Raw genomic sequence first — 23,704 nt, 5'->3', positions numbered from 1 at the left:
GTAGAATCCAATTCTGAAAGGAGTTGGATCATGAAGAAACGCTTTACTGAAGAGCAGATCATCAGGGTTTCTGAAAGAAGCCGATTCAGGTTTGCCAGTTGTTGAGCTGTGCGGCAAGCATGGTTTCTCGAATGCTTCTTACTACAAGTGGAAGGCCAAGTACGGGGGAATGGACGTGTCAGAGGCCAAGCGGCTCAAAGCGCTGGAAGACGAGAACAGCAAGCTCAAGCGTTTGCTGGCGGATGCGTTGCTGGACAATGCAGCTCTGAAGGACGTCGTCTCCCGAAAGTGGTGAGCCCACAGCAAAAGCGCGAAGCGGTTGCCGTTTTGAAAGCGAACTGGCAGCTGTCTGAACGTCGCTGCTGTGGGCTGATGAACATATCGACCTCAGTGCCTCGCTACCAAGCCAGGGGCGATAACAATGCGGCGCTGACTGAGCAAATTACTACACTGGCTGGCCAGCCCCGACGCTTTGGCATCGTGACATCAATCTGTTGGCGCGCGGCATAAATCAGCTGAGTGGTTTCAGCCTCTAACTCGGCATGTCTGACCAACGCAAGGCGGCGGTCTCCGCCAAGCGATTCTTTAAATTCAGCTTTTTTGATAATGTGCCGGACATCAGCGGGAACCACTTTCCGGTATTTGTAGATGCCGGTTTTAGTGATGGAAAGATTGGTAGGCAATTTGACCCTGTCTACTTTCGGGGCCTCAAACTGCTTCCGTGCTTTTGTACCAACGTAATTCAAAAGTACCTGATGTTACGTTAAAACAATGACTTAGGTTAATTGTGGCGGAGGCTGTGAGATTCGAACTCACGGACGGGTCACCCCGTCGGCAGTTTTCAAGACTGCTGGTTTAAACCACTCACCCAAACCTCCTTGCGGTGCGGCCGAGCCAGTTGCCCAGCGCACGAGGGCCGCATTATACATCACATCACTTGCTTTGCATCCACCCCCGTCCCGCTGGCCGAGACCCGCTGCATCACCAGCACCATCGGGATGGCCGCACAGCAAGCCCCAAGCTCCACCGTCAGAACGTCCCCGGATAAGCCCCACCATCCATCAACAGGTTCTGCCCGGTGATGAAGCCCGCCTGCGCACTGCACAGGTAGGCGCAGGCATCGCCAAACTCGGCCGGATCGCCAAAGCGGCCCGCCGGGTTGAGCTTGCGGCGCTCGGCCAGGATCTCGTCGACGCTGCGTCCGCTCTCCTGCGCGGCGCCGCTGGCGGTGGCGCGCAGGCGGTCGGTCTCGAAGGGGCCGGGCAGCAGGTTGTTGATGGTCACGTTGTGCACGACGGTCTTGCGCGCCAGCCCGGCCACAAAACCGGTCAGCCCCGAGCGCGCGCCATTGGACAGGCCCAGGATGTCGATGGGTGCGCGCACGGCGCTGGAGGTGATGTTGACGATGCGCCCGAAGCGGCGGGCAATCATCCCATCCACGGTGGCCTTGATCAGCTCGATGGGGGTGAGCATGTTGCCGTCCACGGCGGCAATCCAGTCCTCGCGGCTCCAGTCGCGGAAGTCGCCGGGTTTGGGGCCGCCGGCGTTGGTGACCAGGATGTCCGGGGCCGGGCAGGCGGCCAGCGCCAGGGAGCGGCCTTCGGGGGTGGTGATGTCGCAGCTCACGGTGGTGATGATGGCGCCGGTGGCGGCAACCTCGGCGCGGATCTCTTGCGCGGCGGCTTCCAGGGCTTCGCGTCCGCGCGCCAGCATGGTCACATGCACGCCCTCGCGCGCCAGCGAATGCGCGCAGGCGCGGCCCAGGCCCTTGCTGGATGCACATACCAGGGCGGTCTTGCCGTTGAGTCTCAAATCCATTGTTTCTTCCTTCCTTTGCTGAGGGGGAGTGCGCTCGCGCAGCCGTGGTCGCGCTGCGCTACACTGACGGGCCTGACCGGCGGGGCTATTTCTTCATCACCATGTAGATCGCCAGCGCGATGAGGGCGACAACGCCCATTTCCAGCGCAAACACGATGATGCCGCTCATGTCAGTCTCCTTTTTTGATTTTCGGTGCTGCCTTGGCGGCAGCGGCACTACTTTACACTCATGACGGCTTCTCTGTTTTTCTCTGGCGTAATCAACTTCCTGCTGGGCGGCCTGCTGGGGGCGATGGGCGGTCTGTTCGGCATCGGCGGCGGCCTGATCGCCATCCCGGTGCTGGGCTACCTCTACGGTATGGACCAGCAATTGGCGCAGGGCACGTCGCTGGTGATGATCGTGCCCAATGTGGTCATCGCCTTCTGGCGCTACAAGCAACGCAACAAGATCGAGTGGAGCACGGCCGCCATGATGTGTGCGCCGGCCGTGGTGGCGACGTATTTCTCGGCGCGGCTGGCAACGGCCATCGATGCGCGCAGCCTGCATTTCTGTTTCGCGGTCTTCATGGCCGTGCTGGCGCTGTATTACCTGTGGACCTTGCTGCGCAGATCGCCGACGGTGGTGCGGCCGGTCGTGCTGGTACGTCGCTGGATTCCTTTCGTGGGACTCTCGGCGGGGGCGTCGGCGGGTTTCTTCAGCGTGGGCGGGGCCATCGTGGCGGTGCCGCTGCTCACCGCCTTCTTCGGCATGACCCAGACCGCAGCGCAAGGACTGGGACTGGCCATGGTCACACCGGGGACGCTGGTGGCGCTGTGGACCTATGCCCATGCCGGCCATGTCGATTGGGCGGTCGGCATTCCGATGGCCTTGGGTGGGGTGCTCAGCATTTCCTGGGGCGTGGCGCTGGCCCATCACTTGCCTGAGCGGCGTTTGCGCATTCTCTTCTGCGGGGCGCTGCTGTTGCTGTCGGTGTGGATGATGGTGGGCGGATAGGCCGCTCAGGCGCTCTTGCCTGATCCGGCCTTGGCCGGGGGCGGCGTGGCGCCGGGCACAAGTGAGTCGTCTTCCGCGCCCTGTGCCGTCTGTTCACGGATGAACTCGACCAGGTTGCGGGCATGCGGTGAGAGGGTGTCGATATCCTGCACCACCATGCTGCGCTCGCGTACGCTCCAGGGATCGCTCAGTTCCACCACCGACAACTGCATGGTCTGCTGATGCCGCTGCGCCGCCGAGCGCGGCAGGATGCCGATGCCCACGTTGGTCTCGATCATGCGGCACATGGCTTCGAAGCTGCGGACCTGGATGCGCAGCTTGAGCCGCTGGCCGTTCTCGGCCACGATCTTGCTGAGGAAGTGATGCAGGGTGCTGCCTTCATGCAGGCCGATATGCTCGTACTCCAGCGTCTGGATGAAGGGCAGGCTGGCGGAGCCGGCCAACGGGTGTTCCAGCGCGGTGGCCAGCACCAGCCGGTCGGTGGAGAAATTCAATATCTGCAAGCCATCGCCCTGCACGGGGCCGGCGACGATGCCGATGTCGGCCGTCCCTTCCTGGATGCCGCGCAGGATGTCGTGGTTCAGGCGCTCTTCCAGCGCCACATTGACCTGGGGATGGCGCGCCAGGAACTTGCCCAGGATCTCCGGCATGAACTCGGTCACGGCGGTGGTGTTGGCAAAGATGCGGATGTAGCCCTTGATGCCGTTGTTGTACTGCTGCATGTCGCTCTTGAGATGCTCGACCTGCTGCATGAACTGCTGGGCATGATGCAGCAGCGTGTGACCGGCCGGGGTCAGTTGCACGCCCTTGCTCTCGCGATAGAGCAGGCGGGTGCCGAAGCGTGTCTCCAGTTCCTTGATGCGGTTGCTGGTGGCGGCCAGCGAGAGGTTCATGCGCTCGGCGCTGCGGGTGAGGCTGTTGTGTTCGGCGATGAGTATGAACAGGCGCAGGTCGGTCAGGTCGAACAGCATGGCGTCTCCACTGGAGCTGGATGAAGAGCTGCCCATCTTACGCCCAATCATGGGCCTGTCGCAGACTTTGCGTGCTGCGCTGCCACACCCGCGACAGCTTCCTGACTTCAGTTCTGCCCAAGCCCCCCTTCGAAAAATACAGATTGTTCACGCGTCATCGCGGCCACACACTGAGGGCCAGTTCATCACTCTATGGCGCGAACACATGGCCTCTCCCGATCTCGACCTGACCCTGCTGCGGCAGTGGCTGGACAAGAGCGAAACCCGACACGATCACCTTCATCCGGCCATGGCCGCCGCGCTGGCGGCGACGCTGGATGGTCCGCGTCGCCCCGTTGCGGGTGAGGGCTTGCCGCCCTTGTGGCACTGGATCTATTTCTGGAATGTCTGCCGCCAGTCCGAGACTGGGCCGGATGGTCATGCGCAGCGCGGTGGCTTCCTGCCGCCGGTGCCATTGCCACGCCGCATGTGGGCGGGTGGCCGCCTGCGCTTTGCGGCAGCCCTGCCGATTGGTGTAATGGCGACCAGGCATTCGCGCATCGCCAGCGTCGACGCCAAGCTTGGGCGCACCGGCGCGCTGGCCTTCGTCACTGTCCATCACACCATCAGCCATGCCGGCCAGACCTGCATGACGGAGGAGCATGACATCGTCTATCGCGAGCTGCCGCAACCGGGCGCCGCCCCGGTGCCACTGCAAGCCGCGCCGACCGATGCGCTATGGTCGCGCCGCATCGTGCCGGATCCGGTGCTGCTGTTCCGCTATTCGGCCTTGACCTTCAATGGCCATCGCATCCATTACGACCGCAGTTACGTGACCGGGGTGGAGGGCTATCCCGGCCTGATCGTCCATGGGCCGCTGATCGCCACCTTGCTGGCCGATCTGCTGGCGCGGCAGATGCCGCAGGCGGTGTTGCGGGCATTCGATTTCCGTGCGGTGGGCAGCCTCTTCGATACCGAAGCCTTCACGCTCTGCGGCAAGCCCTCTGCCGATGGAAAGCACGTGGCGCTGTGGGCGCAGAACGAGCGCGGCGAGCTGGCCATGCAGGCCGAGGCCACGCTTGAGTAGAACGTTTGAGTCAAACGATATAAATCATTTATCTGTTGTGGAGTTGCCTGCATGTCTTATCCGACCGCTTCCGATTCTCATGCCGACCTGCGCGACGCCGTGCGCGACCTGTGCAAGACCTTTCCGCCCGAATACTGGCGCAAGATCGACGAGGCGCGCGGCTACCCCGAGCAGTTCGTCGACGCCCTCACCAAGGCCGGCTGGCTGGCCGCGCTGATCCCGCAGGAATATGGTGGCTCCGGCCTGGGCCTGACGGAAGCCTCGGTCATCATGGAAGAGATCAACCGCACCGGTGGCAATTCGGGCGCGTGTCACGGCCAGATGTACAACATGGGAACGCTCCTGCGCCATGGTTCGCCGGAGCAGAAACAGCGCTATCTGCCGCGTATCGCCAGCGGCGAATTGCGCCTGCAATCGATGGCCGTGACCGAGCCCACCACCGGCACCGATACCACGCGCATCAAGACGGTGGCGGTGAAGAAGGGGGATCGCTATGTGATCAATGGCCAGAAGGTGTGGATCTCACGGGTGCAGCACTCCGACCTGATGATCCTGCTGGCGCGCACTACGCCGCTGGAGCAGGTGAGCAGGAAGTCCGAGGGCATGTCCATCTTCCTGGTCGATCTGAAAGAGGCCATCGGACATGGGATGGAGGTGCGGCCCATCCTCAACATGGTCAACCATGAGACCAATGAGCTCTTCTTCGACAACCTGGAGATTCCGGCCGAGAACCTGATCGGTGAGGAGGGGCGCGGCTTTCGCTACATCCTCGATGGGCTCAACGCCGAGCGTACGCTCATTGCCGCCGAGTGCATCGGTGATGGCTACTGGTTCATCGACAAGGCCACGCAGTATGCCCGCGAGCGCGTGGTCTTTGATCGGCCCATCGGCATGAACCAGGGTGTGCAGTTTCCGCTGGCGGAAGCCTACATCGAGGTCGAGGCGGCCAACCTGATGCGCTACCAAACCTGTGCGCTCTTCGATGCGCAGCAGAGCTGCGGCGCTCAGGCCAACATGGCCAAGTACCTGGCCGCCAAGGCCGCCTGGGAGGCGGCCAATGTCTGCCTGCAGACGCATGGCGGGTTTGGATTCGCCTGCGAATACGATGTCGAGCGCAAGTTCCGCGAGACGCGGCTTTACCAGGTCGCGCCGATTTCGACCAACTTGATTTTCTCTTACGTGGCCGAGCATGTGCTGGGCTTGCCGCGCTCCTTCTGAACCGACCCCGCTATCAGGACACGCCATGTCGCCATCCGACCGCCCGCTGGAGGGCATTACCGTCATCAGCCTGGAACACGCCATCGCTGCACCGTTCTGCACCCGCCAGCTGGCCGATCTGGGGGCGCGGGTGATCAAGATCGAGCGGCCTGGGGTGGGCGATTTTGCGCGGGGCTATGACAGCCGCGTCAATGGCTTGTCGTCGCATTTCGTCTGGACCAATCGTTCCAAGGAAAGCCTGACCCTGAACCTGAAAGACGAGGAGGGCAGGCGCATCATCGACCTGCTGCTGCAGGAAGCCGATGTGCTGGTGCAGAACCTCGCGCCAGGCGCAGCCGCCGGGCTGGGATTGTCGGCGCAGGCCTTGCAGGCCAGACATCCGCGCCTGATCGTCTGCGACATCTCCGGCTATGGCGAGGATGGTCCCTATCGCGACAAGAAGGCCTATGACCTGCTGATCCAGAGCGAAGCCGGCTTCCTCTCGGTCACGGGGACGCAGGATGATGTGGTCAAGGCCGGCTGCTCGATTGCCGACATTGCCGCCGGCATGTATGCCTACTCCAACATCCTGGCCGCGCTGATCAAGCGCGGGCGTGAGGGGCGCGAGGGGCGCGGCAGCCACATCGACCTGTCCATGCTGGAGTCGCTGGCCGAGTGGATGAGCTTTCCGCTGTATTACGCCTACCAGGGCGCCAGCGCGCCGCTGCGCAGTGGCGCCGAACACGCCACCATCTATCCCTATGGACCGTTCAGGGCGGGAGACGGCAAGACGGTGATGCTGGGCTTGCAGAACGAGCGGGAGTGGAAGGTCTTCTGCGAGCAGGTGCTGCAGGATGCGGCGCTGGCCAGCGATGAGCGCTTTTCCAGCAATGCGCGCCGGCATGAGCATCGCGACGTCCTGCGGCAGCGGATCCTGGACGTCTTCGCCGGGCTCAGCGCCGAGCAGGTGGCGGCGCGGCTGGATCAGGCGCAGATCGCCAATGCCCGCGTCAATACCATGCAGGAGCTGTGGCAGCACCCGCAACTGGCGGCGCGCCAGCGCTGGACCGAGGTCGATACCCCGGTGGGCAAGGTGGCGGCGCTGCTGCCACCTGGGGCCAATGACAGCTATGAATACCGCATGGAGGCCATTCCCGCGCTGGGCCAGCATACCGATGCCATCCTGTCGTCGCTGGGCTATGAGGCCGGGCAGATCGCGGCCTTGCGCGAGCGGGGCGCGGTGTGATCGCCAGCAGCTATCTCTTCGTTCCGGCCAACCGTCCGGAGCGCTATGCCAAAGCGCTCGATAGCGGCGCCGATGCGGTCATCGTCGATCTGGAAGATGCGGTGGCCGCGCCGTACAAGGAAGCCGCGCGGGAGACCCTATCGCGCTGGCTGGCGGGGCCGGGCGGGCAGGCGTCGCAGGCGCGCCTGTGGGTGCGCATCAACGCCGCCGATACGGTCTGGCACGATCAGGACCTGTTGACGTTTTCTGCACTGCCGGTAGCGGGCATCGTCCTGCCCAAGGCGGAAGATGCGGCAGGGGTCGGCGCCGTGGCTGGCGTACTGCGGCCCGGATCAGGATTGATCGCGCTCATCGAAAGCGCCGCTGGCCTGGCCGCCATGCGCCAGATCGCCGCCGTGCCGGGCGTGCAGCGGCTGGCCTTCGGTTCCATCGACGCCCAGCTCGACCTGGGCATGCAGTGCGGTCCAGAAGAAGAGGAGTTGTTGTCCCTGCGGGTGGAGATGGTGCTGGCTTCGCGCCTGGCCGGTATCGCCGCGCCGGTCGATGGCGTCACGCCTGGCTTTGATGATGAAGCCCTGCTGGCGCGCATGGTGCAGCGGGCGCGGCGATTGGGCTTTGGCGCAAAGCTGTGCATCCATCCGCGCCAGGTCGAGGTGGTCCGGCGCGGCTTCCTGCCCAGCGAGCAGGAGCTGGCCTGGGCGGCTGAGGTGATGGCGGCGGTGCGGGCCAGTGATGGCGGCGCCATTTCGCTCAAGGGCAGGATGATAGACCGGCCCTTGATCCTGCAAGCCGAGCAGTTTCTGCGGCAGGTGGGGGCGCTGCATGAATGAGCTTGGCAGTGCTCGTGTAATCTAGGCGTTTTCCAACCATCAGGGAGACGACACCATGAAAATCCAGGCCGCCGTGTTGCGCGAAATGAGCGATGCGCATCCATTCGCCGTGAGCCAGCCACTGAAGATCGAAGAACTCGATCTGGATCCGCCCGGCCCCGGCGAAGTGCTGGTCAGGATGAAGGCGGCCGGCCTGTGCCATTCGGACCTGTCGGTCATCACGGGTGTGCGTCCGCGTCCGGTGCCGATGGCCTTGGGCCACGAGGCCTCGGCCGAGGTGGTGGAGGTGGGGAGCGGTGTGACCGATTTACGGGCGGGCGATCTGGTGGTGCTGGTGTTCGTGCCCAGCTGCGGCCATTGCCTGCCTTGCATGGAAGGCAGGCCCGCGCTGTGCGAGCCGGGCGCGGCGACCAATACGGTGGGCGAGCTGCTGTCGGGCCAGCGCCGTCTGCGTGACAAGACGCAGCCGGTGCATCACCACCTAGGTGTGTCGGCCTTTGCCGATCACGCCGTGGTATCGCGCCGTTCCTGCGTGAAGATCGAGGCCGATATCGACCCGGTCCAGGCGGCGCTGTTTGGTTGCGCCGTGCTCACTGGCGTGGGGGCGGCGGTCAACACGGCTGAAGTCAAGGCCGGCACCACGGCCGCCGTGCTGGGCCTGGGCGGCGTGGGCCTGTGCGCGATGCTGGGGGCGCTGGCCTCGGGCGCGCGCGAGGTCATTGCGGTGGACCTGCATGACAGCAAGCTGGCGCTGGCGCGCTCGCTGGGGGCGACGGCCACGGTCAATGCCCGCGATCCGGATGCGGTCGAGAAGGTCAGGGCGCTCACCAGGGGCGGGGTGGATTACGCCTTCGAAATGGCCGGATCGGTCCAGGCCATGGAAGCGGCCTACCGCATGACCCGGCGCGGCGGCATGACCGTCACGGCCGGCCTGCCGGCACCCGGCCAGCACTGGGCCTTGCAGCAGGTCAGCCTGGTGGCCGAGGAGCGCACCGTCAAGGGCAGCTACATCGGTTCCTGCGTGCCTGTGCGCGACATCCCGCGCTACATCGGCCTGTTCCAGGCCGGCAAGCTGCCGGTGGACAAGCTCATGGGCGAGCGCCTGGCGCTGGCCGACATCAATCGCGGCTTTGACCGCCTGCACGGCGGCGAGGGCTTGCGCGACCTGATCGTCTTTTAACGCACGGGGCTGAGGTCATCGGCTCCGGGCTTCACCATAAGGAGACACGCATGACCATCCTCCCGCTGCGCACCGCCCTGGCTGCCTGCGCCCTCGTCACGCTGGGCCTGCCGCATCACGCGGCGCTGGCCCAGCAGCCCCAGCAACCCATCATCATCAAGTTCAGTCACGTGGTGGCCAACGACACGCCCAAGGGCAAGGGCGCCGAACGTTTCAAGGAACTGGCCGAGAAGGCCACCCAGGGACGCGTCAAGGTCGAGGTCTATCCCAACAGCACCCTCTACAAGGACAAGGAAGAGCTGGAGGCCTTGCAGCTGGGATCGGTGCAGATGCTGGCGCCGTCGCTGGCCAAGTTCGGGCCGCTGGGGGCGAGGGAGTTCGAGGTCTTCGACCTGCCCTATATCTTTCCCGACAAGGCGGTGCTCAAGCGTGTCACCGAAGGGCCGATCGGACAGGGCTTGTTCCAGAAGCTGGAAGGCAAGGGCATCAAGGGGCTGGCCTATTGGGATAACGGCATGAAGGTGATGACCGCCAACCGGCCCTTGCACAAGGTCGCCGACTTCCGCGCGCTGAAGATGCGCATCCAGTCTTCCAAGGTGCTCGATGAACAGTTCCGCGCCCTCAAGGCCAATCCGCAGGTGCTGGCCTTCTCGGAGGTCTATCAGGCCATGCAGACCGGGGTGGTCGATGGCAGCGAGAACACGCCTTCCAATGTCTACACGCAGAAGATGCACGAGGTGCAGTCCAACCTGACGGTATCGGACCATGGCTATATCGGCTATGCGGTCATCGTCAACAAGAAGTTCTGGGAAGCGCTGCCGGCGGACATCCGCAGCCAGCTCGAGGCGGCCATGAAGCAAGCCACGCTCTACGCCAACACCATCGCCCAGAAGGAAAACGACGACGCCCTGGCCGCCATCAAGGCCAGCGGCAAGACCCGCGTCTATACCCTGAGCGAGCAGGAAAAGGCCGAGTGGCGGCGCGCACTGCTGCCGGTGCACAAGAGCATGGCCTCGCGCGTAGGGGCGGACCTCATCGAGGCCATCTACAAGGAGAGCGAGGCGGCGGGCGTGAAGATGAACTGAGCGCGGCGGCTGCCGGGCGGCTTATTTTTTCTTCTTCTTGTGCGTCACCACATACTGCTCGGCAGCGGTCACGGCGTTCTGCAGCGCTTCCATCTTGGAGTTGCCGGGCTTGAAGTCGCCGAACTCGTGGGTGCTGCGGTCAGGAAAGTCGATATGGACGAACGCCGTCCACTTGCCGTCAGTACGTAATACCGGGGTCAGCTTGATGGTGGCGTCGAGATACTTGCAGGCTATTGCGCCTAAGGTGGTGGACATCTTGCTTCGAAGCGGGGCGGCGGCGGCTCTTGAGGGCTACCGTCGCCAGCAGTCAGTTGGCGAATCAGGCTGGCATGATGCCACAGCCTGCGGCATTTTGCCGGATTGCCTTTGTCTTCTTTACATCGCTTTACGAGTCGATCCTCTTTCAATGAAGGGTGCATGGCCTCAGGGCTCATGCATGGCGCGCAATCCATGCATGAGCTTCTTCGCCAGATGCGAGTCGGTGATTTGGTCAGCGGGCAAGCATCAGATCCAGGTTCTGCACCGCAGCCCCCGAGGCGCCCTTGCCGAGGTTGTCGAACACTGCGCACAGCAGGATATGTCCATGTCCGGCATGGCCGAACGCCCCCAGGCTCATGTGATTGCTGTGGTTGTGGCGGGTCGGGTCGAGCTGCGTGGTGCTCTCGCTTTGCGCTGCATCCAGTACCGTGACATAGTGCGCGCCGTCGTAATGCGCCTGCAGTGTGGCGCGCAGCCGTTCCAGGCTGGCCTGGGCCGGGAGCAGCCGCGACTGCAGTGCGATGGTGACGACGATGCCCTGGCGGAACGCGCCATAGGACGGCACGAACAGCGGACGTTGCGAGAGGCCGGCGTGCAATTGCATTTCCGGCGGATGCTTGTGCTGCAGGCCCAGTCCATAGGTGACGAAGGGCGCGGCATGGGCCGCTTCGGCCCCCTCGTACTGCTCGACCTGGGCGCGGCCCCCGCCTGAATAGCCCGATACCGCGTGAATGTTCAGCGGATAGTCTGCCGGCACCAGGCCCGCCTGCACCAGCGGACGCAACAGGGCAATCGTGCCGGTGGGATAGCAGCCGGGGTTGCTCACGCGCTGGGCCGTGGCGATGGCCTCGGCCTGGCCGGCGGCCATTTCGGGAAAGCCGTAGACCCAATCGGGGCTGGTGCGATGGGCCGAGCTGGCATCGATGACGCGCACACGCGGATTGGTGATCATGGCGACGGCCTCGCGGGCGGCCGCGTCGGGCAGGCAGAGCAGGGCGATGTCGGCGCTGTTGATGGCCTCGGCGCGGCGCTGTGCATCCTTGCGTTCAGCCGAGGGCAGGGTCAGCACGCGCAGGTCCTGGCGACCGCGCAGGCGTTCATGGATCTGCAGACCGGTGGTGCCTTGGTCGCCATCGATGAAGATCAGGGGGAGTGTGCTCATGGGATTGTCCAGAAGATGCGCCGGGGAAGTTCGGCCAGGCGCGTTACCGATACCGCGTATGCAGTGTATTGAGTGCATGCGGGGTATCTTGCGACAAACCGTATAATTGCAAAAGTTGAATATCCCAAAGCCATGGTTCAGTTTTTCTGAACGATCCCATTGCCCCGGAGCCCCCATGCGTGAACTCAGCCTGGACCGCCTGCGCACCCTGGTCGCCATTGCCGACCTGGGTTCCTTTGCCGCTGCCGCGCGCGAACTGCACCTGGCTCCGCCTACGGTGAGCCTGCACATCAGTGAACTGGAAGAGCGCATCGGCGCGCCGCTGCTGTTGCGCCAGCGCGCCCAGGTGCGGCCTTCGGGCATCGGCGAGACCCTCATCGCCCGCGCCCGGCAATTGCTGGCGGCGGCCGACCAGGCGCTGGAAGAAGTGGGGCGGCAAGTGCAGGGATTGGCGGGAAGGGTGCGGCTGGGGGCTTCCACCGGGGCCATCGCCTATCTGTTGCCGCAGGCGCTGGAGCAACTGGGCCGCAGCCATCCGGGCATTGACGTCCAGGTGATGGTGCTGACCTCGCAGGAAACCCTGGCGCGGCTGGCTGCCGGCGCACTCGATATCGGCCTGGTGGCCTTGCCCCAGGCGCCGGTGGCGGGCTTGACGGTGCAGCCCTGGCGCCGTGATCCGGTGATGGCTTTCCTGCCGGCATCCTGGCGTGCGCCGCGTGTGGTCACGCCGGCCTGGCTGGCGGCGCAGCCGCTGATCCTCAATGCACCCGAGACCCGGCTCTCGCGCCTGACCACGGAATGGTTTGCCCGCGGGGGCGAGCATCCGGCGGCGCGCATCCAGCTCAATTTCAATGATGCGATCAAGAGTCTGGTGGGGGCGGGCTATGGCGCGACCCTGCTGCCACATGAAGCCAGCGCCCAGGCGGCGGCGGTGGCGCTGGATCCGCGCATTGTCATGCGACCCCTGCGTCCGGCGCTATGGCGGCCGCTGGGCATCGCCCACCGGACCGGCCAGCCCGAGCCGGCTACCCGGCACGTGCTGGAGGCATTATGGGCCTTGAAGCAACTGCGTCAGTCTAAGGCGGCGGGCTGATGCGGGCCAGCTCAGTGCATCTCGGGCTGCTTGAGCCGTTGCTGCACGCAGCGCGTGACCAGGTCCATGTAATCGGCGGCACGGGCGGGTTTGGCGGCGTACCAGATGCGGTTGTCCTGTTCGGCAGCGAAGTCGCTGGAGATCGGCGAGGCCGTGAACAAGACCAGCGGAATCTGCGTCAGCTGCGGATAGACGCACAGGGTGCGCAGCAATTCATAACCTTCGGTGCCGGGGAAATTGCGCGGATCCAGCAGGATCAGGGTCGGCTGGTCGCGCAGTTGGCATAGCGCCTGGGTCAGCAGCGAAGCGTTGGCCAGTTCGGCGTCATCGAACCACTCGATACGGCAGGGCAGGCGGCTGCGCCAGAGCGCGAAGCGGGCCGTTTCGATGGCGTCCAGATCGGCGTCGATGATGAGGATGCGGGGAAGTTGTTGTGACTGCACCATGGCGGCCTCCTTGCGTTGATGAGCTCATCTTCGCAGAGCAGGTGCTGGCTGGATATCAGGCACTTCCTGAGGGAGGTTTTTTTTGGGGGGGCAGCCAGGGTGGCCTGGCTGGCGCGCCTGGTTCAGTTGGCCTCACTGGTGCTGCTGGCCTCGAACTGCTTGGCATATTCGGCCCGGCGGGCCTGGTCGGATTCGATCAGCAAGCGGTAGCGGGTTTCCGAGACCCGTTGTTGCAGCACCGCGGCATAGCGCTCGCGTTGCAGCCATTCGATGATGAAGGAGGCGGTCGCCACGATGATGGTGTAGACCAGGATCAGGAAGAGATCCTTGTCGTTGAGGCCATCCATGGTGTAGAAGGGCTTGCGGAAGAAGAACATGGCCGTCGGGATGCTCACCGCCAGGAGCCCCAGCGCATAGAAGCAGCCGAACAGATAGCTCATCACGATGCAGTTGACCGCGAAGAACAGCATCGACAGCGATTCCTCCACGAACGGCGCCAGCGCATAACGCAGGCCAAAGGCGGCGACGAACCCGAAGGCACTCACATACAGGGGGCGGAAGCCCTGCGGACGCCAGCTTCTGGCATTCTTCAGTCGGATCAGGCTCATGATGGCTTTGGAATGGTGACGCGTGGTGTGCATATTCATCTACATTGCCAGGCTGCGCAATGTGCTCATGTTAAGAATCCAGTCTGTCAAAAGGCTTACCGCGCTTGTTTTATGCGCTGGGTGTTGTTTCCTGGCATGTCAGCCGCGCCTGTCCTTCAGGGGCGACGCATGCGCCAGGTGCTTGCGTGAGAATTCGTGACCATGCATCTCGATGCTGCGCCGGATGAACATCACGGTTTCATTGGTCACGATCTCGCGCTCGTTGTCCACGGTAATGATGTGATAGCAGTCTCCCAGCCAGACCACCTTGCGCACTTCGGCATTGATGTACTGCAGGATCTGTTCGGCATTGCGCGGGGACGCGGTCTCGTCGTCGATGGAATGGATGATCAGGGTATCGGTGCGCACCAGCGGCAGGGATTGCTTGACGTAGTCGATCATGCGAAGCGCTGCGCGCAGGTGGCGGGCCGGGATGGAGGCTGCGCCGACGGCGGCCACGCCATCCTTTTCCAGGGCGCTGGCCACGCGGCGGCGCATTTCGAAGTTCTTGATGCCGTAGGGTTCGCTTTCCTTGTAGGACCAGTTGCGGATGCCCAGGTCGTAGACCACGGTCAGCAGCTTCCAGTACCAGGGCACCGACCAGCCGTCGTATTGCAGCACCGGCGAGAGCAGCACCACCGACAGCAATTCCTTGCTGCGGGCGGCCACGGCCAGGGCCAGCGTGGCGCCCATGGACAGCCCGCACAGGGAGACGGTGCGGAATTCTTCCTTCAGGCGTGCGACCCGGCTTTCCACCACGGCGCACCATTCTTCCCAATTCGGGGAGACGCGCGGGTTGGTCAGCGCCGCCGAGTAATTGTCGATATTGAGGGGGATGACGGTACAGCCGGCCTTCTTGAGCTGCTTGGGAATCGAGCCCATCTCCAGTTGCGAGCCGCACAGCCCGTGCAAGAGGATGACGGCATGATCCTTGTGCGGGCCGCCTTGACGGTCTTCTGCGGGGGGCGGTGTGACTGGCCCCGGATGGTCAGTGGATGACAGAGAGTCCATAAATTCAATAAAGCGTGCAGGCTACAAGCCCGTGCCTGGCGAGTCGTTCGCCCCCCGTTTCGTGACAGGCCGTCGCATTGCTGGCATGCGTTCTGTTTCCTGTGACGAATCCGCTACTGTCCCGGGCGGATGATTTTTTTGCGAAAGTCTAACTGTCCGACCGGTCGCTTGTCAGCCTTGAATGACAACTTTTTTTGCTTTCATGCAATGTTACTGGTGTTCGTTCCAGAGCGTGGGAATATGACGCTGCAATAGTCTTGTAACGTTGTAATCCTGCATCTGGTGGACAGCGGGGGATTTCCTGCGAGAAAGAGCACCGGAAAGTGCCGGAAATAGAAAAAGCCCTTCGGGCCGAAGCGCGAAGGGCTTGAGGGGAGAGAGCAGGATCAGCCGCGGCTTTCCAGGTGGCCGTTGACCACACGGACCTGGTCGCCCACGCGCCAGTTGGCGCCGCTTTGCGGGAAGCTGCGCGACTTGCCGTTGTCCATGCGCACATCCACGACATAGCTGGTGGTGGTGCGTACGTTCTTCTCGACCATGTTGCCGGCATAGCCGCCGCCGACGGCGCCGGCGATGGTGGCCAGGGTACGGCCATTACCGCCGCCGATCTGGTTGCCCAGCAGGCCGCCGACCACTGCACCACCGGCGATACCTACGCCGCTGGTCTGGGGAGTGTGTTGCACGGCGCGCACGGCGACCACTTCACCGCAGCTGCTGCAGACGGCGGCTGCACGCGGGGCCTCTGCCGACTGCGACGGATAGGCCGCCTGTTGCGGCGCCAGGCGGGTAGCAGGCGCCTGTTGCGGATTCATCGCGCCGGCATTCTGTTCCACCGCCGCCAGTTGCTGCGGGGAATTGGCGCTCTTGGAGCTGGGCAGCAGTCCCGTCATGGCGGCTACGCCGATGAGACTGACCAGGATCACGGCCACTGCCGCCCCGGCGACCAGGGGATGCAGACGGCTCGATTCAGATTTGACGATTGCGTTGTTGGTTTCCATGATGACCTCTCTAGTTGTTATCTTGTTGATGATGAGTGGATGACTGGATTATGGAGTGGTCATCGGGGAAAAAAAATCCCGATCTTGTGTCAGTTGTAAAAACTTGTAATGTTCCAACATTGCCGTTGGCGGCGGGTTTGCGGCGTGATCATGCCTGCGGCTGGCAGCGTGGCCGGACGCAGGGCAGCAATGAGGGGGGAAGGGGGGAGTCCGCATCCGGAAAGGATGCGGACAGGTGCGTCAGGTAGGACCGGAAGATCAGTCTTCGCGGCGCAGGTGCGGGAACAGGATCACGTCACGGATATTGGGCGAGTCGGTGATGAGCATCATCAGGCGGTCGATGCCGATGCCACAGCCACCGGCCGGCGGCATGCCGTATTCCAGGGCGCGGATGTAGTCGGCGTCGTAGTACATGGCTTCTTCGTCGCCGGCGTCCTTGGCGGCCACCTGGGCGTGGAAGCGGGCGGCCTGGTCTTCGGCGTCATTCAGCTCGGAGAAGCCGTTGGCGATCTCGCGGCCCGTGATGAAGAGTTCAAAGCGCTCGGTGATGCCGGCCACCGTGTCGGAAGCGCGCGCCAGCGGCGAGACTTCGACCGGGTAGTCGATGATGTAGGTCGGATTCCACAGTTGCGACTCGGCGGTCTCTTCGAACAGCGCCAGCTGCAGCGCGCCGATGCCGGCGCCAGCCAGCGGAGCCTGGTCGGTCTTGACGCCGAACTTCTTCAGTTCAGTGCGCAGGAAGTCGATGTCGGCCAGTTGCGCCTCGGTGTAGTTCGGGGCGTACTTGAGGATCGCGCCGGTGATGGTTAGGCGGTCAAAGGGCTTGGACAGGTCCAGCTCGCGACCCTGGTAGCTCAGCACGGCGGTGCCGTGGGCATCGATGGCGGCCTGGCGGATCACCTGTTCGGTGAAGCCCATCAGCCACTGGTAATCCACGTAGGCGGCGTAGAACTCCATCATCGTGAATTCCGGGTTGTGACGCGGCGAGACGCCTTCGTTACGGAAGTTGCGGTTGATCTCGAAGACGCGCTCGAAGCCGCCCACCACCAGGCGCTTCAGATACAGCTCGGGAGCGATACGCATGAACATCTGCATGTCCAGCGCATTGTGGTGGGTGATGAAGGGCTTGGCCGCCGCGCCGCCCGGGATCGGGTGCAGCATCGGGGTTTCCACTTCCATGAAGCCGTGGGTTTCCATGAAGCGGCGGATCGACGACATCGCCGCGGTACGCGCCTTGAAGGTGCGGCGGGTCTCTTCGCTCATGATCAGGTCGACGTAGCGCTGGCGATACTTCATTTCCTGGTCGGCCAGGCCGTGGAACTTGTCCGGCAGCGGGCGCAGCGACTTGGTGATGAGCTTGAGCTTGGTGACCTTGACCGACAGTTCGCCGGTCTTGGTCTTGAACAGCGTGCCTTCGGCACCCAGGATATCGCCCAGGTCATAGTGCTTGAAGGCGGCCATGGCTTCTTCGCCGGTGACGTCGCGGGTGACGTAGAGCTGGATGCGGCCGTCGGCGCGCACGCCCGAGGCGTCCTGCAGGGTGGCGAAAGCGGCCTTGCCCATGACCCGCTTCAACATCATGCGGCCGGCGACGGTGACGGTGACCGGTTCGGCTTCCAGGGCTTCGTTCTCGAAACCGTCGTACTTGGCATGCAGGTCGGCCGCATTGTTGGCCGGACGGAAATCGTTGGGGAAGGCGACGCCCTGTTCGCGGATGGCCGCCAGCTTGGCGCGGCGCTCGGCGATGATGCTGTTCTCGTCGGCTGCCGGCTGGGCGGCGGGGGTGTTTTGCGTGGTCATGGTTGGAATTCTTGAAGGTTGAACGGTCGGTCCGGGAAAGTCCGGTCGCGCAACAGTGCTACGCGACCGGGCTGCATCAGACGCCCTGTTTCAGCGAAGCCGCAATGAAGTCGTCGATGTCGCCATCGAGCACGGCCTTGGTGTTGCCGGTTTCGAAGTTGGTGCGCAAGTCCTTGATGCGGGACTGGTCCAGCACGTAGGAGCGGATCTGGTGGCCCCAGCCGACGTCGGTCTTGGAGTCTTCCAGCTTCTGCTGCTCGCTCATGCGCTTGCGCAGTTCCAGTTCGAACAGCTTGGCGCGCAGCATGTCCCAGGCTTCGGCCCGGTTGCGGTGCTGGCTGCGGTCGTTCTGGCATTGCACGACGATGCCCGAGGGCGCGTGCGTGAGGCGCACGGCGGAGTCGGTCTTGTTGATGTGCTGGCCACCGGCGCCGGAAGCGCGGTAGGTATCGACGCGCACATCGGCCGGGTTGATCTCGATCTCGAAGGATTCATCCACTTCGGGGTAGACGAACAGGCTGGAGAAGGAAGTGTGGCGGCCATTGGACGAGTCGAAGGGCGACTTGCGCACCAGGCGGTGCACACCGGTTTCAGTGCGCAGGAAGCCATAGGCGTATTCACCCTCGACCTTGATGGTGGCGGTCTTGATGCCGGCCACTTCACCATCGGACTGTTCCAGGATCTCGGTCTTGAAGCCCTTGCGCTCGCAATAGCGCAGGTATTGGCGCAGCAGCATGGACGCCCAGTCCTGGGCTTCGGTGCCGCCGGCGCCGGCCTGGATGTCGATGAAGCAGTTGTTGGCGTCCATGGGGCCGCTGAACATGCGGCGGAATTCCATGTCTTCCACCAGCTTCTTCAGGTTCTCGGCATCGGCCTCGATGGCGACGATGGTGTCTTCGTCCTTTTCCTCGCGGGCCATCTCGAAGAGGTCGCGCGCATCCGTCAATTCGCTGTCGATCTTGATGAGGGTGTGGACGATCGCTTCCAGCGATTTCTTTTCCTTGCCGAGGTCCTGGGCCCGCTTCTGGTCGTTCCAGACGTTGGGATCTTCCAGTTCGGCGTTGACTTGCTCGAGTTTCTCCGACTTCACATCGAAGTCAAAGATACCTCCGTAGCTCGGTGGCGCGGGTGGCCAGGTCGTCGAGCAAGGATTGGAGGGAATTGAGGCGTTCTGCTTCCATGATGGTTTCTTTTGCGATCAAACCTTGGATTATACAAGAGGAGCAGGGCAGTTTCATCCCCGTCACGCGCCTGTCATTTTCCATCGCTACCATCGGCGCGCTTGTATGACTGACAAATTCCTGACGGCAGCGCCGCCGCTGCCCGAACCCTGCTAGCCAATACCGGAGAATCCCCGATGAGACAGCCTGCCCCCACCGCCATCCAATCCGCCGCCGACCAGCCGCAAGCCGGCCGCCGCAGCCTGCTCAAGGCCCTGGGCGCGGCCCCGCTGCTGCCGCTGACCGGCGGCCTGTCGGCCTCGGCTCTGCTGGCCGCCTGCGCCACCCCGGGCGCGGGCAAGCCCTTCGCCTCGGCGCGCTTCACCGGCATGCCGGCCCCGACCCTGGCCAACCCGGCAGCCATGGCTTCCACCACCGTCGGCTCGGCCCTGGAAGTGACCTTTGCCGACGGCAGCAAGCAAAGCTACCAGCTGGCCTATCAGCCCTTCTTCATGACCGGCGACATGGTGCCGGATGGCAAGGGCGGCACCATCCTCGCAGGCGGCTACCTGGACATCAACAACCAGCCCATCATCGACCGCTCGGTGCCCGGCAAGGAGCGCCAGTTCTTCTCGGACTGCCCCGATGGCTCCTCGCTCTTGACCGTGGCCGGCGCCAAGGTGCCGGGCGTGAAGGGCAATGCGGTGTTTGCCGTGGTGCAATTCGAATACACCACGCGCGACCAGAAGCAGGCCGCCATGTATGGCCAGTTGCCCTCGCCGATTGCCGTGCTGACGCTGGACCAGGACCCGTCCTCGGGCAAGCTGTCGCTGGTGCAGTATCACAATGTCGATACCTCGCAGGTCAACGGCCTGTGGATCACCTGCGGCGCCAGCCTGTCGCCCTGGAATACCCACCTGTCGTCCGAAGAATATGAACCGGACGCCTCGGCCATCGCCTCCAACCCGCAATTCAAGGCCTTCAGCAAGAACCTGTATGGCGACGAGAGCCGCGCCAACCCCTACCACTACGGCCACCTGCCGGAAGTGACGGTCAACCCGGACGGCACCGGCTCCATCAAGAAGCACTACTGCCTGGGCCGCATTTCGCACGAACTGGTGCAGGTCATGCCCGACCAGCGCACGGTGCTCATGGGCGACGACGCCACCAACGGCGGCCTGTTCATGTTCATCGCCGACCGCGCCGCCGACCTGTCTTCGGGCACGCTCTATGTGGCGCGCTGGGAGCAGGTCTCGGGCGTCGGCCCGGGCGCGGGCAAGCTGTCCTGGGTGCGCCTGGGCAGCGCCACCAGCGCCGAGATCAAGGCCATGGCGGACCGCTACAAGGCCTCCGACATCATGGACATCCGCACCACCGATCCGGCTGACGGTTCCTTCTCCAAGATCCCGTTCAATGGCAAGTTCAACTGGGTGCGCGTCAAGCCGGGCATGCAGAAGGCCGCCGCTTTCCTCGAAACCCACCGCTATGCGGCGCTGGCCGGTGGCAGCCTGGGCTTCACCAAGATGGAAGGCACCACCGTCAACGCCCGCGACAAGATCGCCTACTCGGCCATGTCCTATGTGCAGACCTCCATGCTCAACGGCTCCGGCCACATCAAGGTCGAAGGCCCCAAGGCTGGCGCGGTGTACGCCCTGAACCTGCGCGGCGGCCAGCGCGATGCCGGTGGCAACGCCATCGACAGCGAATGGGTGGCCATCGACATGGCCCCGCCGGCCGCCCTGGTGGGCGTGGACCTGAAGACCCCGGACGCCCTGGGCAACCTGGCCGACCAGGAGCACATCGCCAATCCGGACAACATCAAGTTTTCCGAAAAGCTGCGCACCTTGTTCATCGGCGAAGACAGCGGCATGCACGTCAACAACTTCCTGTGGGCCTACAACGTCGATACCAAGGCGCTCACCCGCGTGCTGTCCTGCCCGGCGGGTGCCGAATCGACCGGCCTGCATGCGGTCGACGAGATCAATGGCTGGACCTATGTGATGAGCAATTTCCAGCATGCCGGCGACTGGGAGAAGGGCTTGCACGACAAGGTCAAGGACACCCTCGATCCGCTGGTGCGCGCCAACTACAAGGACCGTTTCGGCGCCACCGTCGGCTACCTGACCGGCCTGCCGTACACGGCCAAGGCCTGAGCCCGGCCCACCGCCGCCCGAGGGCAGGCGGGCGGCGCAGCGGCAGACAGGGAGGGAACGCATTCTGATAGGATCAGTCCTATCAGCTCGTTTCGTCCCGTCTGCCGATGAGAACAAGAAAGCTGCTTGCCCTCCTGATCCCCTGCACCGCCTTGCTGGCCGGCTGCGCCAGTTCCCCCGCGCCGCATGGCCAGGTCAAAGGGGCCGAGGCCAGTTCGCGCGAGATGGGGCAGTCCGACAGCAACCGCGTGGCTACGCTGGCCATGCGCGCCAATCTGGATAGCCTCTACCTGTTGCTGTCCAAGCTGTATCGGCGCAATCCAGCGGAATGGAAAAAGACCGCCGCCACCCGCGAAGAAGCCGAGAAGAAGGTACGCCAGGCCATCGAAGAGCGCCAGGCCTGGCCGGAACTGCAAGGCAAGCGCGATATCCAGGCCATGACGCTGGCCTTGTCGCCGGAGTTCAAGGGGGACAGGGTGGCCGCCTTCATCGACGCCACCGCCGACATGATCATCGTCGCCCACGGCAACAAGATCGAATTCTTCCTGGTCGACGGCCTGGACGCCCAGCATCTCTACAACGCCGCGCGCAATGTCGAAATCGCCGCCTGGATCCTGGCCAGCCGGCGCACGGCGGCCGGTGCGCCCTTGCTGTTGTCCGACGAGATCGGCGAGCAGGCGCGCAACCTGAGTTTCGAGCGGGAGTTCGGCAAGATCGTCGGACGGCTCGACCTGATGGCCGAATTCATGACCGAGCGTTACCGTCGGGCCGGCATCAGCTATGTGCAGAACCTTCTGGGTGGGTCGTTCCTGCAGTTTCTGCCGGTGCGCTGATCGCCGGGTTGTGGGACGCCGCCCGCGCCGGGGCGATCACGTAGCAGCCTCGGCCATTGGCCTTGGCCGCATACATGGCCTGGTCCGCGGCTTGCAGCAGGCTGTCGGCGTCGCAGCTGCCGTCGCACACGGCAATGCCGACCGAGACGCCCAGCCGGTATTGGCGCTGATCCAGGTAAATCGGTTCGGAAACGGTCTTGATGCATTTCTCCGCCAGCGCTTGTGCGCCTTGCTCGAAGGGCAGCCGCAGGTCGGTCACCAGCAGCACGAATTCGTCGCCGCCGACCCGCGCCAGGGTGTCGCCGTGCCGCGCCACCTGGCGCAGGCGGCGGGTGATTTCCTGCAAGACCTGGTCGCCTGCCTTGTGGCCCAGCGTGTCATTGATGGGCTTGAATCCATCCAGGTCCAGAAACAGCAGGCCCACGCCATTGCGTTCGCGACAGGCATGGGTCAGCGCGGCCTGCATGCGCTCAGCCAGCATCATGCGGTTGGGCAGGCCGGTCAGCACGTCGTGATGAGCCTGGTGCTGCAGCTCGGCCTGGTGCAGCTTGAGGCGCGCCAGCAAGCCGTTGAAGGCCATGGTCAACTGGCCCACCTCGTCGCGCCGGTCGACCGGCAGCGGTGACAGCGGCAGTTCGCCGCGTGTCATGCGGTCGGCCAGCGCTGCGGCGCGCCGCAGCGGGCGGAAGAACCAGAGATAGGCCAGCACCACCATCGCTGCCTGGATCAGGCCGCCGCGGGCGATCAGCGCGCGCGTACGCTCCACCGTCGGCAGCGCTGCCGCCAAGGGCAGCGTGGCCGCTACCAGCCAGCTGGTGCCGGGCACCGAGGCAAAGGCCTTGATCTCGTTGACGCCATTGGCCGCCAGGCCCACGCCATTGCCCCGGAAGCCCTGCAAGGCCTGGTCCATGAGCAGGTCCTGGCCTGCCGCGGGCAAGCGCGTATAGACCAGGGCTTCGTCACTGGAGGCCACGATCATCCGTTGTTCCGGGGAAATCAGCAGGAAGCTGCCGGTCGGTCCCAGTTGCGCGCGCTGCAAATGGTCCAGGAACCCGGCCGCCGTCAGTTCGGTGCTGCCGCCGAGGATGCCGACCACGCGCCCGTCGGCCTCGCGCACGGGCGTGAGCACCGCCATGATGGGTCGGCCCGTGGCCGGACTCAGCAGCGGCGGGCAGATCACGGTGGCGCCCTGCAGGACGCGCTTGAAATCGGGATAGTCCGCCAGCGACAGGGCGCGCCGGCCATTGAGCGTCGGGTAATCGACCAGGATCTGGCCATTGACGTTGGCCACGAACATTCCCTGGGCGAACAGCGGCTGCAGTTCCTGATGTTCACGCAGCCATGCCTGCATGGCACTGCCATCCTCCAGCCTGGCCGCAGGCAGGTGCAGCGCCAGGCGCTCCAGATAGCGGACGCGTTCCTGCACGCGATAGCCGATGTCCTGGGCCAGATAGCTGGCAATGATGCTTTGCTGGTCAGCCGCGACCTGGGCCTGTTCCTTTTCCAGGAAGCCGATCAGGAAGTGATAGCGCAGCACCGCGCTGATCCCGATCAGCATCAGGCCGAACAGGACGAGGCGAGTCACCAGGCTGCAATCGAAGCGCTTGATCTTCATCGAGTGTGGTCTTGTTGTTGTTGTCGTGGTCTGGAGCGCTGCTATTTGCGTTACCACTCGCGCTGCCCCGGCCCCACCCAATGCTGCACGCCGGTTTGTCGCTCCAAACCGGCATTTTGCCATTGCAGACGCTGTTTGTTG

General features: G+C 64.0%; 23 protein-coding genes, 1 tRNA gene and 1 pseudogene. 11 read left to right on the top strand and 14 right to left on the bottom strand.

The genetic code is table 11. The annotated features are described in order from the left end of the window. Positions 1 to 30: 30 nt before the first annotated feature. Positions 31 to 411: pseudogene (locus tag BGK68_RS28430) on the top strand (transposase); the annotation flags it as partial. On the opposite strand, the gene BGK68_RS27660 reads toward BGK68_RS28430, so the two are convergent. From BGK68_RS27660 to BGK68_RS28550, 4 genes are all read right to left on the bottom strand, one after another. Beyond that, entirely contained in the window at positions 399 to 683 is a 285-nt protein-coding gene (locus BGK68_RS27660; RefSeq protein ID WP_143433134.1) for a DUF6538 domain-containing protein, read from the bottom strand. The pseudogene BGK68_RS28430 and the gene BGK68_RS27660 sit on opposite strands and share 13 nt — an antisense overlap. A 105-nt stretch (positions 684 to 788) precedes the next feature. Next, a tRNA-Ser gene (locus tag BGK68_RS21645) sits at positions 789 to 878 on the bottom strand. A 151-nt stretch (positions 879 to 1,029) separates the two neighbouring features. After that, on the bottom strand, positions 1,030 to 1,818 hold the full coding sequence (locus BGK68_RS21640) for an SDR family oxidoreductase (RefSeq protein WP_075258771.1): 789 nt from the start codon (positions 1,816 to 1,818) through the stop codon (positions 1,030 to 1,032). Between the two features lie 85 nt (positions 1,819 to 1,903). Continuing rightward, positions 1,904 to 2,035 (bottom strand): hypothetical protein, encoded by a 132-nt coding sequence (locus tag BGK68_RS28550; protein ID WP_257785535.1) that lies wholly within the window; start codon positions 2,033 to 2,035, stop codon positions 1,904 to 1,906. A gap of 12 nt (positions 2,036 to 2,047) precedes the next feature. On the opposite strand from BGK68_RS28550, the gene BGK68_RS21635 reads away from it, so the two are divergent. Then, positions 2,048 to 2,812, top strand: coding sequence for a sulfite exporter TauE/SafE family protein (locus BGK68_RS21635; protein WP_075258770.1), 765 nt, complete (start codon positions 2,048 to 2,050; stop codon positions 2,810 to 2,812). 5 nt (positions 2,813 to 2,817) lie between these two features. Here BGK68_RS21635 and BGK68_RS21630 read toward each other — a convergent pair whose 3' ends face one another. After that, positions 2,818 to 3,783 carry a LysR family transcriptional regulator gene (locus BGK68_RS21630; protein WP_075258769.1) on the bottom strand — a complete coding sequence of 322 codons (966 nt, stop codon included), beginning with the start codon at positions 3,781 to 3,783 and terminating at the stop codon, positions 2,818 to 2,820. A gap of 205 nt (positions 3,784 to 3,988) precedes the next feature. Here BGK68_RS21630 and BGK68_RS21625 point away from each other — a divergent pair, with 205 nt between their 5' ends. Genes BGK68_RS21625 through BGK68_RS21600 form a run of 6 tightly spaced genes read left to right on the top strand, consistent with a single transcriptional unit; the run spans position 3,989 to position 10,387 of the window. Further along, complete coding sequence (locus tag BGK68_RS21625; protein ID WP_075258768.1) at positions 3,989 to 4,849, top strand: FAS1-like dehydratase domain-containing protein; 861 nt, start codon at positions 3,989 to 3,991, stop codon at positions 4,847 to 4,849. Positions 4,850 to 4,900: 51 nt separating this feature from the next. Then, positions 4,901 to 6,067, top strand: coding sequence for an acyl-CoA dehydrogenase family protein (locus BGK68_RS21620; protein WP_075258767.1), 1,167 nt, complete (start codon positions 4,901 to 4,903; stop codon positions 6,065 to 6,067). Positions 6,068 to 6,092: 25 nt separating this feature from the next. Beyond that, positions 6,093 to 7,292: a CaiB/BaiF CoA transferase family protein gene (locus tag BGK68_RS21615; protein WP_075258766.1), complete on the top strand. Its 1,200-nt coding sequence runs from the start codon at positions 6,093 to 6,095 to the stop codon at positions 7,290 to 7,292. Next, a complete protein-coding gene (locus tag BGK68_RS21610) occupies positions 7,289 to 8,122 on the top strand; it encodes an HpcH/HpaI aldolase/citrate lyase family protein (RefSeq protein ID WP_075258765.1) in 834 nt (277 codons plus the stop codon). Before BGK68_RS21615 ends, BGK68_RS21610 begins: the two co-directional genes overlap by 4 nt. Before the next feature lie 55 nt (positions 8,123 to 8,177). Beyond that, entirely contained in the window at positions 8,178 to 9,302 is a 1,125-nt protein-coding gene (locus tag BGK68_RS21605; protein WP_075258764.1) for a zinc-dependent alcohol dehydrogenase family protein, read from the top strand. A gap of 50 nt (positions 9,303 to 9,352) precedes the next feature. Continuing rightward, positions 9,353 to 10,387, top strand: a complete 1,035-nt coding sequence (locus BGK68_RS21600) for a TRAP transporter substrate-binding protein (RefSeq protein ID WP_075258763.1) — start codon at positions 9,353 to 9,355, stop codon at positions 10,385 to 10,387. Positions 10,388 to 10,408: 21 nt separating this feature from the next. On the opposite strand, the gene BGK68_RS21595 is transcribed toward BGK68_RS21600, so the two are convergent. Both BGK68_RS21595 and argC read right to left on the bottom strand, forming a co-directional pair. Further along, positions 10,409 to 10,642 (bottom strand): hypothetical protein, encoded by a 234-nt coding sequence (locus BGK68_RS21595; RefSeq protein WP_041310885.1) that lies wholly within the window; start codon positions 10,640 to 10,642, stop codon positions 10,409 to 10,411. A gap of 235 nt (positions 10,643 to 10,877) precedes the next feature. Then, positions 10,878 to 11,807 carry an N-acetyl-gamma-glutamyl-phosphate reductase gene (gene argC / locus BGK68_RS21590; protein ID WP_075258762.1) on the bottom strand — a complete coding sequence of 310 codons (930 nt, stop codon included), beginning with the start codon at positions 11,805 to 11,807 and terminating at the stop codon, positions 10,878 to 10,880. Between the two features lie 175 nt (positions 11,808 to 11,982). Between argC and BGK68_RS21585 the strand changes: the two genes are divergently transcribed. Then, positions 11,983 to 12,900: a LysR family transcriptional regulator gene (locus tag BGK68_RS21585; protein ID WP_075258761.1), complete on the top strand. Its 918-nt coding sequence runs from the start codon at positions 11,983 to 11,985 to the stop codon at positions 12,898 to 12,900. A gap of 11 nt (positions 12,901 to 12,911) precedes the next feature. Here the strand turns inward: BGK68_RS21585 and BGK68_RS21580 are convergent, their stop codons facing one another. The 6 genes from BGK68_RS21580 to prfB form a co-directional block, all read right to left on the bottom strand. Continuing rightward, entirely contained in the window at positions 12,912 to 13,346 is a 435-nt protein-coding gene (locus BGK68_RS21580) for a response regulator (protein WP_075258760.1), read from the bottom strand. A 122-nt stretch (positions 13,347 to 13,468) separates the two neighbouring features. Continuing rightward, entirely contained in the window at positions 13,469 to 13,987 is a 519-nt protein-coding gene (locus tag BGK68_RS21575) for a DUF4118 domain-containing protein (RefSeq protein WP_075259945.1), read from the bottom strand. A 105-nt stretch (positions 13,988 to 14,092) separates the two neighbouring features. After that, positions 14,093 to 15,004, bottom strand: coding sequence for an alpha/beta hydrolase (locus BGK68_RS21570; RefSeq protein WP_075258759.1), 912 nt, complete (start codon positions 15,002 to 15,004; stop codon positions 14,093 to 14,095). Positions 15,005 to 15,390: 386 nt separating this feature from the next. Continuing rightward, entirely contained in the window at positions 15,391 to 16,002 is a 612-nt protein-coding gene (locus BGK68_RS21565; RefSeq protein WP_075258758.1) for a glycine zipper 2TM domain-containing protein, read from the bottom strand. Between the two features lie 258 nt (positions 16,003 to 16,260). Beyond that, entirely contained in the window at positions 16,261 to 17,802 is a 1,542-nt protein-coding gene (gene lysS / locus BGK68_RS21560; RefSeq protein ID WP_075258757.1) for a lysine--tRNA ligase, read from the bottom strand. 76 nt (positions 17,803 to 17,878) lie between these two features. Further along, positions 17,879 to 18,983 (bottom strand): peptide chain release factor 2 gene (prfB, locus tag BGK68_RS21555; RefSeq protein ID WP_143433132.1). Its coding sequence is split into 2 segments (ribosomal slippage): positions 17,879 to 18,901 and positions 18,903 to 18,983, totalling 1,104 coding nucleotides; the frame shifts between segments, so codons are not numbered across the junction. Between the two features lie 176 nt (positions 18,984 to 19,159). Here prfB and BGK68_RS21550 point away from each other — a divergent pair. Next, on the top strand, positions 19,160 to 21,115 hold the full coding sequence (locus tag BGK68_RS21550; protein ID WP_075258756.1) for a PhoX family protein: 1,956 nt from the start codon (positions 19,160 to 19,162) through the stop codon (positions 21,113 to 21,115). Positions 21,116 to 21,222: 107 nt separating this feature from the next. Next, complete coding sequence (locus BGK68_RS21545) at positions 21,223 to 21,948, top strand: hypothetical protein (protein WP_075258755.1); 726 nt, start codon at positions 21,223 to 21,225, stop codon at positions 21,946 to 21,948. Here the strand turns inward: BGK68_RS21545 and BGK68_RS21540 are convergent. Beyond that, entirely contained in the window at positions 21,890 to 23,563 is a 1,674-nt protein-coding gene (locus tag BGK68_RS21540; RefSeq protein ID WP_075258754.1) for a diguanylate cyclase domain-containing protein, read from the bottom strand. The genes BGK68_RS21545 and BGK68_RS21540 overlap by 59 nt on opposite strands. Positions 23,564 to 23,704: the final 141 nt, after the last annotated feature.

Source organism: Herbaspirillum camelliae (assembly GCF_001929405.1).
Taxonomy (GTDB): Bacteria; Pseudomonadota; Gammaproteobacteria; order Burkholderiales; family Burkholderiaceae_D; genus Herbaspirillum; species Herbaspirillum seropedicae.
This window is presented reverse-complemented; position numbering and strand designations above follow the sequence as displayed.